Origin of the sequence: Phocaeicola coprocola DSM 17136, assembly GCF_000154845.1 — a bacterium.
GTDB classification, from domain to species: domain Bacteria; phylum Bacteroidota; class Bacteroidia; order Bacteroidales; family Bacteroidaceae; genus Phocaeicola; species Phocaeicola coprocola.
In genome coordinates this window covers 90337-104917 of the sequence record NZ_DS981490.1, presented here as the reverse complement: position 1 = coordinate 104917, position 14581 = coordinate 90337, and the positions used below count along the sequence as shown (strand labels likewise).

At 38.3% G+C, this 14581-nt stretch carries 12 protein-coding genes; 4 read left to right on the top strand and 8 right to left on the bottom strand.

Annotated elements, in window-relative coordinates; genetic code table 11:
* The first annotated feature begins 98 nt into the window (after positions 1 to 98).
* Complete coding sequence (locus BACCOP_RS12715; RefSeq protein WP_007569699.1) at positions 99 to 908, top strand: MBL fold metallo-hydrolase; 810 nt, start codon at positions 99 to 101, stop codon at positions 906 to 908.
* A gap of 88 nt (positions 909 to 996) precedes the next feature.
* Here the strand turns inward: BACCOP_RS12715 and yidC are convergent, their stop codons facing one another.
* Both yidC and BACCOP_RS12705 read right to left on the bottom strand, forming a co-directional pair.
* Positions 997 to 2850, bottom strand: coding sequence for a membrane protein insertase YidC (gene yidC, locus BACCOP_RS12710; RefSeq protein ID WP_007569697.1), 1854 nt, complete (start codon positions 2848 to 2850; stop codon positions 997 to 999).
* A 27-nt stretch (positions 2851 to 2877) separates the two neighbouring features.
* Positions 2878 to 4476, bottom strand: coding sequence for a CTP synthase (locus BACCOP_RS12705; protein ID WP_007569695.1), 1599 nt, complete (start codon positions 4474 to 4476; stop codon positions 2878 to 2880).
* A gap of 224 nt (positions 4477 to 4700) precedes the next feature.
* On the opposite strand from BACCOP_RS12705, the gene BACCOP_RS12700 reads away from it, so the two are divergent.
* Both BACCOP_RS12700 and BACCOP_RS12695 read left to right on the top strand, forming a co-directional pair.
* Complete coding sequence (locus BACCOP_RS12700; protein WP_007569693.1) at positions 4701 to 6209, top strand: DUF3078 domain-containing protein; 1509 nt, start codon at positions 4701 to 4703, stop codon at positions 6207 to 6209.
* Positions 6210 to 6239: 30 nt separating this feature from the next.
* The gene (locus BACCOP_RS12695) at positions 6240 to 6866 is read left to right on the top strand and encodes a trimeric intracellular cation channel family protein (protein WP_007569691.1); all 627 of its coding nucleotides are present in this window, start codon (positions 6240 to 6242) and stop codon (positions 6864 to 6866) included.
* Positions 6867 to 6950: 84 nt separating this feature from the next.
* On the opposite strand, the gene BACCOP_RS12690 is transcribed toward BACCOP_RS12695, so the two are convergent.
* The 6 genes from BACCOP_RS12690 to pyrB form a co-directional block, all read right to left on the bottom strand.
* On the bottom strand, positions 6951 to 7670 hold the full coding sequence (locus BACCOP_RS12690; RefSeq protein WP_007569689.1) for an OmpA family protein: 720 nt from the start codon (positions 7668 to 7670) through the stop codon (positions 6951 to 6953).
* A 115-nt stretch (positions 7671 to 7785) separates the two neighbouring features.
* The gene (glyA, locus tag BACCOP_RS12685) at positions 7786 to 9066 is read right to left on the bottom strand and encodes a serine hydroxymethyltransferase (RefSeq protein ID WP_007569687.1); all 1281 of its coding nucleotides are present in this window, start codon (positions 9064 to 9066) and stop codon (positions 7786 to 7788) included.
* Positions 9067 to 9098: 32 nt separating this feature from the next.
* Positions 9099 to 9830, bottom strand: coding sequence for a porin family protein (locus BACCOP_RS12680; RefSeq protein WP_007569686.1), 732 nt, complete (start codon positions 9828 to 9830; stop codon positions 9099 to 9101).
* An 8-nt stretch (positions 9831 to 9838) separates the two neighbouring features.
* A complete protein-coding gene (locus BACCOP_RS12675; protein WP_007569684.1) occupies positions 9839 to 10405 on the bottom strand; it encodes a flavin reductase family protein in 567 nt (188 codons plus the stop codon).
* Between the two features lie 9 nt (positions 10406 to 10414).
* Positions 10415 to 10873: an aspartate carbamoyltransferase regulatory subunit gene (gene pyrI, locus BACCOP_RS12670; RefSeq protein ID WP_007569682.1), complete on the bottom strand. Its 459-nt coding sequence runs from the start codon at positions 10871 to 10873 to the stop codon at positions 10415 to 10417.
* 34 nt (positions 10874 to 10907) lie between these two features.
* A complete protein-coding gene (gene pyrB, locus BACCOP_RS12665; protein WP_007569680.1) occupies positions 10908 to 11849 on the bottom strand; it encodes an aspartate carbamoyltransferase in 942 nt (313 codons plus the stop codon).
* Positions 11850 to 12186: 337 nt separating this feature from the next.
* On the opposite strand from pyrB, the gene BACCOP_RS12660 reads away from it, so the two are divergent.
* Entirely contained in the window at positions 12187 to 14514 is a 2328-nt protein-coding gene (locus BACCOP_RS12660; protein ID WP_007569676.1) for a transglycosylase domain-containing protein, read from the top strand.
* Positions 14515 to 14581: the final 67 nt, after the last annotated feature.

The following is a 14581-nucleotide window of genomic DNA, read 5'->3' as shown; positions in this document are numbered from 1 at the left end:
GAGCATCATTTTGTGGAAAGGAGTTTGCCTGCTATATTGGCAAGCTCCTTTCTTTTTTGTACTTTTGTGTTCCTTTTTTAAAAATAAGAAACACATATATGGAAGTACGATTTCTGAGTTTGGGCAGTGGTAGCAGTGGCAACTGTTATTATCTGGCAACAAAGACTTGTGGGATACTAATAGATGCAGGTATCGGCATACGAAGCATAAAGAAGATTTTCAAAGATTATGCACTGAACCTGGATACAATACGTGCCGTCTTGATTACCCACGATCATGCCGATCATATTAAAGCTGTCGGACATTTGGCAAAAAAGCATAGCATACCCATTTATTCTACACCGGAAGTGCACGCAGGCATCAATCGGAGTTATTGCATGACCGAAAAACTGGATAATGCCCACCGGCGTTTTATCAACAAGGAAGAAACTATCCAGATAGAAGATTTCAGCATTACTTGTTTCGAAGTGCCTCATGATGCAACGGACAACGTAGGATATTGCATCAGCGTGGGGGATAAAACCTTTTCTTTCATAACCGATATCGGACATATTACGGACACTGCAGCTGCATATATTGAGCGCTCCAATTATCTGATTCTCGAAGCAAACTATGATGAAACCATGTTGCAGATGGGACCTTATCCTCAACATCTGAAAGCCCGTATAGCCAGTCCTAACGGACATATGAGTAACAGCGAGATGGCTAATTATCTTGCTGAACATTTTCCGGCTGGTTTAAAATATCTCTGGCTTTGTCATTTGAGCAAAGACAACAATCATCCGGAGCTGGCATATAAGACGGTTGAAACTGCTTTTAAACAGCATGGAATCGCTCTTGATGAGAATGGGGTACAAGTTATCCCATTGAAACGAACTACTCCTTCAGAGCTGTATTCTTTCGAATAAAGCGAAACAAAAAAGATCGCCGGTAAATTGAAGATAATTGAATTATCCCGATTTACCGGCGATCTTTTTATTATGTACAGGAATTGTATTATTTCTTATTCATACGTTCCTGACGTTCTTTCTGAAGACGTTCTTGCTCTTTTTGCAGCGCTTCAAGCTTAGCCATCAATCCGCTAGTCTTTCTTTCTGAAGGAGCTTTCTTATTGGCTTCAAGCTGTGCCAATAACTTTTTCTCATCGGTCATACGACGCATAATCCACATGGTAATAATACCGATCAAACCAGAAATGAAATAATAGTAGCTCAAACCTGATGCATATTCGTTGAAAATAAAGAAGAACATTACAGGCATGATATACATCATCCACTTCATGGCAGCCATCTGAGGATTATTACCCATGTCTTGCTGTTTCATCATAATAATCTGGTTCAGAACTGTTGTCACACTAAACAACAAACAGAACAGACTTAAATGATTTCCCAACAAAGGAATATGAGTACTCCAGCTTATAAGATCATCGTATGCAGAAAGGTCGCTTGCCCACAAGAAACTCTGCTGACGTAACTCAATTGCATTAGGCACAAAGAAGAATAAAGCCATAAACACCGGAGTCTGGATGAGCATAGGCAAACATCCTCCCATAGGGCTTACTCCATATTGGCTATACAAGGCCATAGTTTCTTGTTGTTTCTTCAATGCATCTTCCTGCTTCGGGTATTTAGCATTAATCTTATCTACATAAGGCTTTAATGCACGCATTTTTGCTGAAGAGATAAATGATTTCCAAGTAGTAGGCAATACCAGAATCTTGACAATGATAGTCATCAGCAAAATTACAATACCCATACTCAGTCCCCAGCTTGACAACCAGTCGAAAAGATTAATAGTAAACCAGCGGTTAATCAGACGAATGATAGGCCAACCTAAATATACCAAATCCTCAAGCTCCTGATCTTTATCCTTGAAAGATAAATCATTAGTTGCCAACAAAGTCTTGAAATGATTAGGACCAAAATAGAACTGGAAACGACTAGGTTGCGCACCTGTCGGGTCGAAAGCAGTTTTCATTTCGGCAGTATAGTTCTTCATGTAACCGCTTCCTTTCTGTTCTATCTTCGATTCAAGCGTTGCATTTTCAAAGTTTTTCTCTGCCATAAATACACATGAGAAATACTGATTCTTAAATGCAACCCAATCAAGCACTTCTGGAATAGTTTCTTTTTCGTCTTTTGTTTCGCTCAAATAATCAAAACTGTCGTCTACCGGTTTATAGGTAAGCGAAGTATAACGTTGTTCGAACGTATATCCTTTTTCCATCTGTCGTGCGCGCTGTTTCCAGTCAACACTCATCGTTTTGACAGAAGGAGAGAAGAAGTTTTGCAATCCGCTTGCCTGGACAGTAAAGTCTACAACGTATGAGTTTGGTAACAGTTTATAGATGAAGTCCAAATGTCCACCATTTGCAGCATTTAGTCGCATTGTTACCGTACTATCTGTTACATTGGTAGTCTGAAAATACATCTGATTGCTCAGAATATTTTCATTTTTACCTTCAAATCCTAAACTTAACGAAGCATCTTTACCATCGAACAGAACCAAAGGCTGCTGTTGCTGATCATTATATTCTTTCAGCATAGCCTTGCATACCCGTCCTCCTTTATTAGAAAAAGTAAGTTGCAGTACATCGTTCTCTAACGTAGTAAACTCTTCAGAACCTTGCGATGCTTGGAAAAATAAAGAAGTAGAATCCGGAACAACAGGCAATGAAGCAGCTATTTCTTGAGCTTTCTGCATCTGCTCTTGCTTTTGAGCCACTGCCTGTATCGAATCCTGATAATGCTGTGCACGTGCCATTTCCTTCTGACTGGGGCGATTATATATGCCAAATCCGACTATAACCGCACCAATCAGAGCAAATCCCACTAACGTGTTTTTATCCATTTCTTTTTATTTACAAATTAATATCTATTATTTATCAATAGCTGCTTTGATGAATGATAAGAAAAGAGGATGGGGTTTCAATACCGTACTGCTATATTCCGGATGGAACTGAGTTCCAATGAACCATTTCAGAGTAGGTATTTCTACTATTTCTACCAAATCCGATTCAGGATTGATACCCACGCATTTCATTCCAGCCTTTTCAAATTCAGCCTTATAGTCATTGTTGAACTCATAACGATGACGATGACGTTCCTGAATATGTTCGGTCTGATATGCCTGATATACTTTTGAATTTGGATCAAGAACACATTCGTAAGCACCCAAACGCATAGTACCTCCCATGTTTGTGATAGATTTCTGCTCTTCCATAATGTCGATTACATTATGTGGAGTTTTTTCATCCATCTCACGGCTATTAGCATCAGTATAGCCTAATACATTACGAGCGAACTCTATAGCCATACATTGCATACCCAGACAGATACCAAATGTAGGAACATTGTGTGTACGGCAATATTTCAATGCTACAAACTTGCCTTCGATACCACGCTGGCCAAATCCCGGACAGATAATAATACCATCCATTTCTTTCAGGCTTTCTTCTACATTCTCATCTGTCAACTTTTCGCTATTGATAAAGTGAATATCAGCTTTGCGGTCGTTATAAGTTGCAGCCTGTGACAATGCTTCCAATATAGATTTATAAGCATCCTGCAAATCATATTTACCGACCAATCCGATTTTAACCTTTTCTGTAGCGTTATGACGACGGTTCAAGAAGTCTTTCCATGGACCTAATTCCGGAGTTTCACCCACCGGCAATCCCATCTTTTCAAGAATTGTTACATCCAGTTTTTGTTCCTGCATGCGAAGAGGAACTTCATAGATTGTCGGCATATCCATTGACTGCACAACTGCACTTTCATCTACATTACAGAATAGCGCAACTTTCTTTTTCAGGTTTGTGCTAAGGTTATGTTCGGTACGCAATACCAGAATATCTGGTTGAATACCCACAGACTGTAATTCCTTTACTGAGTGCTGAGTAGGTTTAGTCTTCAATTCACCAGCAGCAGCCAGATAAGGCACATAAGTCAGATGCACGCATAGAGCATTTCTACCCAACTCCCATTTCAGCTGGCGGATACTTTCCAAATAAGGCAACGATTCGATATCACCTACAGTACCACCAATTTCTGTAATAACGAAATCGAATTTATACTTATTCCCTAACAGTTTTACATTACGTTTGATTTCATCAGTAATGTGAGGAATGATTTGGATTGTTTTTCCCAAATAGTCACCACGACGTTCCTTGTCGATTACACTCTTATAAATGCGACCGGTTGTAATGTTGTTCGCTTTTGTTGTCTGAATACCGAGAAAACGTTCATAATGTCCTAAGTCAAGATCGGCTTCATGACCGTCTACTGTTACGTAACACTCACCATGTTCATAAGGATTAAGTGTTCCCGGGTCGATGTTAATGTACGGGTCGAACTTCTGTATAGTTACGCTGTAGCCTCTAGCCTGCAGCAACTTACCGATAGATGATGAAATAATGCCCTTACCCAATGAAGAAGCTACACCACCTGTTACGAAAATGTACTTTGTTTCTGCCACAATATGATTATTTTAAAGTGATTTATTATCTAACACTACTATTCAAAGTTGCAAAATTATAAAAAAAAGCCAAATCACACACAAGGAAAGTGACAAAACATTGCAAAGAGTAAAATCTTCAATATTTGCTCTAAACAAAAACTAAGATGTAATTTGTTATAATATCATTATAATAAGACTAAATTAAATTGTAATTTTGCATAGAAAATAGGCAAATTAGAAAAATGAAAGCACTAGGTACGTTTATTACAATGTTCCTCCTGACAAATGAAGCCGTTCAGGCAATTGAACAGCAGGACTTAACTTTAACAAAAGACACTATCGCCGCCCAAGATACGATGCCGGCAGATACGTTGAAACAATTTTCTGCCGTCGATACCATACGACAGAAAAAAACAATAGAAACCATTAAAGTAAAGAACATACAACAAGCTTATACTCCGAAAATCAATCCGGCAGTGAAAAACTTCCAATCCTTTTTGTATAGTTTCCGACAAGATTATCAGAAAATGCTAGACAGATGGGAAGATATTTATCTGCCCGAAGCTCCATCATGGATACGTTCGAACCCGGATTTCTATAAGCTTATTGTTCCTGCTACATATTATTCGGAACCAATTGCACAAGCATTCTCTATTGATAATTGGGAACCAGTAATTCCTTTTGTGAAAGAAAATGCCATAAAGGATTCTGTTTTCCAAGTTCCGAACCTTGCACATTCGGTTGATGTAAATAAAGGTGTAAACAAGCAATTACTGGCTTTTTATTTGCAATATCCTAGTCTGGTTTCTAAAAATGAAAACGAGCTGAAAGGTATAGAACCTTTATCCGACAAGATGAAAATAAGAAAACCAAAGAAAGAAAAAGTTTTCTATTTAATAGGAGCTGCCTCTCAAACAGGCCAGGTTAGAGAAAAAGACTTATTGGTAATGAAACCTAATTTCTGGGCTATCAGCGGAAACGGATATGCGCAGTTCTCACAGAATTATATATCCGACAACTGGTATAAAGGAGGAGAGAGTACAGTATCTTTACTTTCAGGAGCTGTATTGCAGTTCAACTATGATGACAAGCAAAAAGTTCAATTTGAAAACAAAATAGAATGGAAGCTTGGTTTTATTTCTGCTCCTTCTGATACAGTCCACCAATATAAGACAAGTGAAGACTTGCTCCGTTTAAGTTCAAAATTTGGATACAAGGCTATCACAAACTGGTATTATACCATTTCGGCCGAGTTCAAGACCCAGTTCTTCTCTAATTATGAAACGAACTCCGATAAGATGGTATCTTCATGGCTTTCACCTTCAGAGTTGAATATCGGTATCGGTATGGACTATAAATATGTGAAAGATGCAATATGTAATTTGTCTGTATTGATCAATCCGTTCAACTACACCCGTTACAGTGTAGCCAGCGATAAAGTAGATCCAGCCAAATTCAACATTGATGCAGGAAAAAAATCGAAGGATCAGCTAGGTTCTCGTGTGGAAGCAACATTAAAATGGATTATCATTAATAATCTAACTTGGGAATCACGTTTTTCTTATACGACAAACTATGAAAAAGTCTTGTCAGAATGGGAAAACACCTTCACTTTTGCTTTCAACAAGTACTTCTCGACGAAGTTATTTGTTCATACCCGTTTTGATGATTCTGTTTCTAAAGAAGAACCGGATGACAGCTATTTCCAGCTTCAGGAACTCTTAAGTTTTGGAGTTAGCTACACTTGGTAAATTAATTGTTTCATTTAAATTGAAAAGAAAATGCCTTCATTTGTTCAGATACTTGACTTTATAGGAACATTTGCTTTTGCCATCAGTGGAATTCGTTTGGCATCAGCCAAACGTTTCGACTGGTTTGGTGCATATATTGTAGGACTGGCTACTGCCATTGGTGGAGGAACGTTACGCGATGTCATGCTGAATGTTACTCCTGTATGGATGACAGATTCTATTTACCTGATTTGTACAGCATTTGCTATGTTTTTTGTTATTATCTTCGGGAAATATCTTATTCATTTGAATAATACATTCTTCCTTTTCGACAGTATCGGACTGGCATTGTTTACTGTTGTAGGTTTTGGGAAAAGTATTTCTTTAGGATATCCTTTCTGGGTAGCTATCATTATGGGTAGTATAACCGGAGCGGCAGGAGGTGTTATTCGAGATGTTTTTATTAATGAAATTCCGTTGATCTTCCGAAAAGAAATTTATGCCATGGCATGCGTCATCGGCGGGCTGGTATATTGGATATGTCTTAAAACAGGCATGGAGTCGTATATGTCACAAATTCTAGGTGGAGTGACTGTTTTCATTGTCCGTATCCTCGCAGTAAAATATCAAATTACATTGCCGATACTTAAAGGTGATGAAGAGAATTCAAAAGAATAACGTACATAACACATAAAAAAATCCGCTAAATCCTCTTTCTACAAAGATTCGATTTAGCGGATTTTTTATATTAAATTTTATCCTTTATTTCAAAGTTCCTGCTTCAGCCTGCTGAATCATTTCCTGACTTGCATACATATATACTTCTACACGACGATTTTCCTTACGTCCTGCTTCTGTGCTATTGTCGGCAACCGGATTACTTTCTCCCATACCTTCTACAGTCTTAATTTGTGAAGCTGAAACTCCACATCCTAGCAAATAGCTTGATACGCTTTGAGCACGTGCCTGAGACAACTCCTGATTTTTCTGTACGCTCTGTTCTGCAGTACTGTTTTTCCATCCTGTATTGTCCGTATATCCATAGATTGCTACATCCATGTCACGGTTTTGATTTAATACATTGTTTGCAAATTTACTCAATGATGATTTTGCAGAAGTACTTAATGAAGAGCTGCTAGTACTAAACAAAATACCAGAATCGAAAGTCACTTTTACAGCTTGCAAACCATTGTTGTCTGTTACTTGCTCAACTTCAGCACCTTGTATCTGGGCAGCCTGTTCGGCAGCTTTATCCATTTTCTTTCCAATCAGGACACCAGCTCCTGTTCCCACAGCTGCGCCCACAGCAGCACCGATAGCAGCTCCCTTACCATGACCGGCAATACCACCGATTAAAGCTCCTAAAGCAGCACCACTACCGCCACCAATCATACCGCCTTTTGCTGTATTGTTCAAAGAACCACAACCGCTAAATACCAAGCATGCGCTTAATAAAATAGCCATAAAACTCGTTTTTTTCATATTTCTCAAATTTATATTGTTACTTTTTGAAGAAACAATCCATCGCAACTTTTGTTTAATAAACCTTTGGAATTATGTATTTCTACATGAATTCCAAAGGCTTATTGTTTATCCATTAATATGCAAAAATAGGATATTTCTTCATTGTTTCATTTACACGTGCACGTACAGAAGCAATAACCTCTTCATTGTCTACATTTGACAAAACAGTTTCTATCATTTCTGCAATTTCGTACATCAAATCTTCTTTTGCTCCACGTGTTGTAATAGCTGGAGTACCCAGTCGGATACCTGAGGTCTGGAATGCAGAACGGGTATCAAACGGAACCATATTCTTGTTTACTGTTATATCGGCAGAAACCAATGCCTTTTCAGCAACCTTACCTGTAAGTTCAGGATATTTGCTGCGCAAATCAACCAGCATAGAGTGATTATCTGTACCTCCTGAAACAATTGTAAAGCCACGGTCCATTAATGCCTGAGCAAGCACAGCTGCATTTTTCTTTACCTGCATTTGATATTCTTTATATTCAGGCTGCAAACATTCACCAAATGCAACAGCTTTAGCAGCAATAACATGTTCCAACGGACCACCTTGGATACCTGGGAAAACAGCTGAATCAAGTAACTGTGACATCATCTTGATTTCACCTTTCGGTGTCTTTTTACCCCAAGGGTTAGGGAAGTCTTTACCCATTAAAATAACACCACCACGAGGACCACGTAATGTCTTATGAGTAGTAGAAGTAACGATATGAGCATATTTCACAGGATTATCCAGCAGTCCTGCTGCAATTAAACCTGCAGGATGTGCCATATCGACCATAAAAATAGCACCTACTTTGTCTGCAATTTCACGCATACGCTTGTAATCCCATTCACGAGAATAAGCAGATCCACCACCAATAATCATCTTAGGATGTTCACGCAAGGCAATTTCTTCCATCTGATCATAATCTACGCGTCCTGTTTCCTTATTCAAATTATATTCGCATGGAGTATAGATGATACCAGATGTATTTACAGCCGAACCATGAGAAAGATGACCACCATGTGCCAAGTTCAATCCCATGAACTTATCTCCAGGATTCAGCACTGCCAGAAAAACAGCAGCATTTGCTTGTGCTCCCGAATGAGGTTGTACATTTGCCCATTCAGCACCAAAGATTTGCTTCAACCGGTCGATTGCAATTTGTTCACTCTGATCCACAACTTCGCAACCACCATAATAACGCTTACCAGGATAACCTTCTGCATACTTATTTGTAAGACATGAACCCATGGTCTGCATTACTTGATCGCTTACGAAATTTTCAGATGCAATCAGTTCTATACCTTTCAGCTGACGCTGATGTTCTTTCTCAATAATGTCAAAAATCAAATCATCTCTTTTCATATGTAGTTTTTTAAAAAGGTAATATTATGTGTTTAAAAAATCACTCCAACTGAGAAACTTAATACGTTTCTACGACGTTTGATATATATATACTGATCGCAATAAGGAGACTCCGTTATTCTTTTATCAAAAGAAACCGATTCTACCATATTATGAAGAACTCCTTCATAGCGAAAATCAAAAAATATATTTGAAACATTAACGGCCAATCCGACCACAGCGTTAAAACATAATGGACGGAGATTTTCTGTTATATTTTGCTGATAAAATCCAGAGTATTCATTCTGAGTATGCTTTTCCCACGTATAAGCTACTTTAGGTCCTAGAAAAAATGCCATTCCATACGGACGGGCATCAACAAATTTATACCCATACAATACAGGCAGATCGATGGAGTGTATGGATGTTTTAACCAATGCATTATCGAATAAGATATCTTTATTTTCTACTGTATTGGCTATTGAAATACTTCCTTTAGAAACATTGTAAGAAAGTTCTGTCTGAAGATAGTGATGTTTCTTCAAATTGAAACGGCAGAAAAAAGCTCCGAAATAACCAACCTTATAGTTATTCTGGATATCATTCAATTCTTTCCCGCCTATAGAAAAATGATCTATAAAAAACATAGAAGAATTAAAACCTGCTTTTATACCCACATTAACAGCCGGATCACGTGTTGCATCACGTTCTCTTTTGCGTGACTGACCTTGAAGGCCTGTCGCCAGCAACAGACTGGTTATGAATATTAAAGCAGTTTTCCTCATATTTCTTATTATTTTTTCTTTTCTACAGACCAACCGAATTTACCGATTTTTTCGCCCATTTCATAATATCCCCCATGTGCATAAACCAATAAGTTTGACTTAGCCAAATCGAACTTTCCTGTATCGGAATCCAAATATTTTTCATCAGCCTTTACATTCACCACATCTGCAATAAACATATCGTGAGAGCCCAGTGAAATTATTTCTTTTATCCGACATTCTATGCACAAGGGAGATTCTTCAATTATCGGAGCTTGTACAATGGAAGCCTTACCCGGAGTAAGATGCATTTCTTCGAATTTATTAAAATTCTTTCCGGATCGCACCCCACACCAGTCTGTAGCATATGCCATCTCCTTTGTTGTCAGATTGATAACAAACTCCATATTCTTCTTCAAAATAGGATAGGAGTGGCGTTCTGGTCTTACTGAGATATAGCACATGGGAGGGTTTGTACATATCGTCCCAACCCAAGCAACAGTTATAATATTATACTCTTCTTTGCAGCTACCACAGCTGACCAGCACTGCAGGCAACGGATAAATCATCGTTCCGGGCTTCCAGTCTTGCTTCATAATAATATATTAAATCAATTTTATGTTATCTTTCTGCTGTTCCTTTTCGCAATAGTGACACTTCAGAATACCCAGTTCCTTATCGACAACATGAAACCATGTCTGCATAGGCTCATTGTTGGTTATGCACTTTGGGTTATTACATTTCACAATACCTTTCAACTCATCAGGCATAACAATCTGTTTCTTCTCAACTACCTCATAATGACGGATAATATTGAGCTTTATATTAGGAGCTACAACAGACAAACGGCTAACTTCCTCATCTGTAAAAAATCTGTCGGCAACCTTGATAATACCTTTTTTACCTAATTTTTTACTTTCAAAGTTATTCCCTATTGTAATATTACCGTCTGTATTTTGCAAATCGAGCAAAGAAACAACAGTAAAAACTTTATCTGAAGGTATATGGTCAATAACCGTTCCATTCTCAAGAGCGGCCACCTGCAATTCTTTCTTTTCGTTCATAATCTTTCTTGATTAACTTGTTTAAAGAGTTTATTTATCGTTCGGTATCCGCCTTGACTTCATCCAGCGTAATGCCAAGTACATCACACAAAATAGCTTCACGTGCGTAAAGTCCGTTTTGAGCTTGTTGGAAATAATATGCCTTTTCGTTTTCATCCACATCATATGCAATCTCATTTACACGAGGCAGAGGATGAAGGATACGAAGATTTGGACGAGTATGCTCAAGCATTTTATTCCGAAGAATATAAACATCTTTAACTCGTTCGTATTCCATCAAATCGGTAAAACGTTCACGCTGTACACGAGTCATATACAAAATGTCTGCATCAGCTATAGTTTCCTCCGTAAAATCTGTATGTTCCACATATTTTATATTGTGCTCTTTACAATATAGTTTGTATTCTTCCGGCATTTTAAGTTCATCCGGAGCAACAAAGTGGAAAGTAGGATTGAAATGACGCATAGCCATCAACAAAGAATGAACTGTACGACCATATTTCAAATCTCCCACCAAATAAATATTCAGATTTTCCAGAGTTCCCTGCGTTTTATATATGGAATAGAGGTCAAGCATTGTCTGAGAAGGATGCTGATTGGCTCCGTCACCAGCATTAACGATAGGAACCGGAGCTATTTCGCTAGCATAACGTGCTGCTCCCTCCAGATAATGACGCATTACAATAATGTCGGCATAATTACTTACCATCATAATTGTATCTTTCAATGTTTCTCCCTTTGAGGAACTTGTAACCTTAGGATCGGTAAATCCTATAACTTTGGCTCCAAGCCTGTTGGCTGCTGTTTCAAAACTTAAACGAGTACGCGTGGAAGGTTCAAAGAAAAGAGTTGCAACAATTTTTTCATCCAGTAAGTGACGGTTAGGCTTCTTTTCAAACTCTCTTGCCATTTCCAGAAGATAAAGGATACGTTCTTTAGAATGGTTGGCAATAGTTACTAAACTTCTATTTTCCATATTTTCGGTTTTATGAATTGTTTTTATAATACCGGAGTTCAAAGGTAGACAAAAAAAATAAAAAGACCATCCTTTTTTTAGAAAAAGAAGCTGTTATTTTATTTCCTGATAACAGAAATGCGTAATACAGAAGCATTTTTAAAAACCAACAAAAAAATATATTTACCAATAGAAACGTAGCATCAAATAAGGCTTGTAAAAAGTTGTATTCCTGCTAAAAATAGCAGAAACAATCATTCTTGCAATTTTATTCGTTTATTCCGGTGTTTTTCTTTATTTTTGCGAACTTATTAAGTAAGAAAAAAGTTATTATCAGAGATAAGAATTTTTATTTATCATGAGGAAGAAATTTATATATGTATTATGGGCTTTGCTCATATTAGGAATTTTATCGGTGGCTGCTGTCTTTACAGCCATAGCAAAAGGATGGATAGGTTATGTACCTCCTGTAGAAGAGCTGGAAAATCCGAATTTGAAATTTGCAACTCAGATAATTTCAGATGACGGGCAACTTCTGGGAACCTGGTCGTATAGTAAAGAAAACCGCGTTTATGTAGGTTACAATGACTTGTCACCTAATCTGGTTCATGCACTCGTTGCAACAGAAGATGTTCGTTTCAGTGAACATTCTGGTATAGACGCACGCGCATTTATGCGTGCTGTTATTAAAAGAGGTATTTTCATGCAAAAACATGCCGGTGGAGGAAGTACCATTACTCAGCAGTTGGCAAAACAATTTTATTCGCCGGTAGCAGACAATGTAATGGAACGCTTGTTGCAAAAACCGATAGAATGGGTTATTGCTGTCAAGCTGGAACGTTATTATACAAAAGAAGAAATTCTGACTATGTACCTTAATAAGTTTGACTTTCTGAATAATGCCGTAGGTATTAAAACAGCAGCCAAAACTTATTTTTCAAAAGATCCTAAAGACTTGTCGATAGAAGAAGCTGCTACCCTTATCGGTATGTGTAAAAATCCATCATTATATAATCCCCGTCGTTTCAATGAACGTTCACGAGGACGCCGCAACACGGTGCTTGATCAAATGTATAAGGCCGGTTACCTCACAAAAGCTGAGCGTGATTCTCTGCAAGCCTTACCGTTGACTCTGAAATTTCAGCCGGTTGACCACAAGGATGGATTGGCAACTTACTTCCGTGAATATTTGCGTAAGATAATGACAGCCAAAGAACCAGTCCGTTCGAAGTACAGAGGATGGCAACAACAACAGTATTACGAAGATTCTTTGGCATGGAAGACAAATCCTTTATACGGATGGTGTGCAAAAAACAAAAAAAAAGACGGAACCAATTACAATATTTATACAGACGGATTAAAAATCTATACGACAATTGATTCACGTATGCAGAAATATGCTGAAGAAGCTGTATACGAACATGTAGCAAAATACTTGCAACCTCGCTTCTTTAAAGAAAAACGTGGACGTAAAACTGCGCCATACACAAACGAGCTCACTCCGGAAGAAGTAAATACGATATTAGAACGTTCCGTACGTCAGTCTGACCGTTATCGTGAAATGAAAGCAGCAGGATGTTCTGAAGAAGAAATCCGGAAGGCATTCAACACAAAACACGAAATGTCTGTCTTCTCATGGGAAGGAGAAAAGGATACTATCATGACACCGTTAGATTCAATCCGTTACTACAAGCACTTCCTGCGTGCCGGATTTATGTCTATGGATCCGATTACAGGCTATGTAAAAGCTTATGTAGGAGGTCCTAACTATAATTACTTCCAATATGATATGGCTATGGTTGGACGCCGACAAGTTGGTTCTACCATTAAGCCTTACTTATATACATTAGCTATGGAGAACGGATTCTCTCCGTGTGACGAAGTAAGAAATGTAGAACAGACGTTATTCGATGAAAACGGAAAAGCATGGTCTCCCCGAAACAGTTCTAAATCTCATTATGGAGAAATGGTAACACTGAAATGGGGATTGGCAAACTCCAACAACTGGATATCTGCTTATCTTATGAGCAAGCTCAACCCATATGCACTGGTTCGATTGATTCATTCTTTTGGTGTCTTGAACAAGGACATACAGCCAACCGTATCTTTGTGTCTGGGGCCATGTGAAATTTCTGTAGGAGAAATGGTTAGTGCCTATACAGCATTTGCCAATCGAGGTATACGTACAGCGCCACTTTTCGTTTCCCGCATAGAAGATAATGAAGGTAACGTCATCGCAACTTTCACGCCACAAGTAGAAGAAGTGATAAGTGAATCAAGTGCATACAAAATGCTCGTCATGTTACGTGCTGTAATCAACGAAGGTACTGGTGGACGAGTTCGCCGCTTATATGGTATACAGGCTGATATGGGTGGTAAAACCGGTACAACCAACCGTAACTCAGACGGATGGTTTATGGGCTTCACTCCTTCACTGGTATCTGGTTGTTGGGTAGGAGGTGAAGAACGCGATATTCACTTCGATACAATGCGCGACGGACAAGGTGCTTCAATGGCATTACCGGTATGGGGATTGTACATGCAAAAAGTTTATGCCGACAAGTCGTTGGGATATTCTCAAGATGAACACTTCGATATACCCGAGGATTTTGATCCATGCAAAGACAAACTGACTGAAATAGAAGAAGAAAATACCAGCCGATTGGATGACGTATTCTTCCAATAATTTTTTCAGGAAAAATAAAAAAAACATGCTGAAGTTTTACGATAAACTTCAGCATGTTTTTTTGTTA

Excerpts from the sequence above, each read along its gene's own strand:
- BACCOP_RS12675 (WP_007569684.1), bottom strand. The coding sequence starts at position 10,405 with ATGAAGCAAGACTGGAAGCCCGGAACGATGATTTATCCGTTGCCTGCA.
- glyA (WP_007569687.1), bottom strand. The coding sequence starts at position 9,066 with ATGAAAAGAGATGATTTGATTTTTGACATTATTGAGAAAGAACATCAG.
- BACCOP_RS12690 (WP_007569689.1), bottom strand. The coding sequence starts at position 7,670 with ATGAAAAAAACGAGTTTTATGGCTATTTTATTAAGCGCATGCTTGGTA.
- BACCOP_RS12700 (WP_007569693.1), top strand. The coding sequence starts at position 4,701 with ATGAAAGCACTAGGTACGTTTATTACAATGTTCCTCCTGACAAATGAA.
- BACCOP_RS12680 (WP_007569686.1), bottom strand. The coding sequence starts at position 9,830 with ATGAGGAAAACTGCTTTAATATTCATAACCAGTCTGTTGCTGGCGACA.
- BACCOP_RS12715 (WP_007569699.1), top strand. The coding sequence starts at position 99 with ATGGAAGTACGATTTCTGAGTTTGGGCAGTGGTAGCAGTGGCAACTGT.
- yidC (WP_007569697.1), bottom strand. The coding sequence starts at position 2,850 with ATGGATAAAAACACGTTAGTGGGATTTGCTCTGATTGGTGCGGTTATA.
- BACCOP_RS12695 (WP_007569691.1), top strand. The coding sequence starts at position 6,240 with ATGCCTTCATTTGTTCAGATACTTGACTTTATAGGAACATTTGCTTTT.
- pyrI (WP_007569682.1), bottom strand. The coding sequence starts at position 10,873 with ATGAACGAAAAGAAAGAATTGCAGGTGGCCGCTCTTGAGAATGGAACG.
- pyrB (WP_007569680.1), bottom strand. The coding sequence starts at position 11,849 with ATGGAAAATAGAAGTTTAGTAACTATTGCCAACCATTCTAAAGAACGT.
- BACCOP_RS12660 (WP_007569676.1), top strand. The coding sequence starts at position 12,187 with ATGAGGAAGAAATTTATATATGTATTATGGGCTTTGCTCATATTAGGA.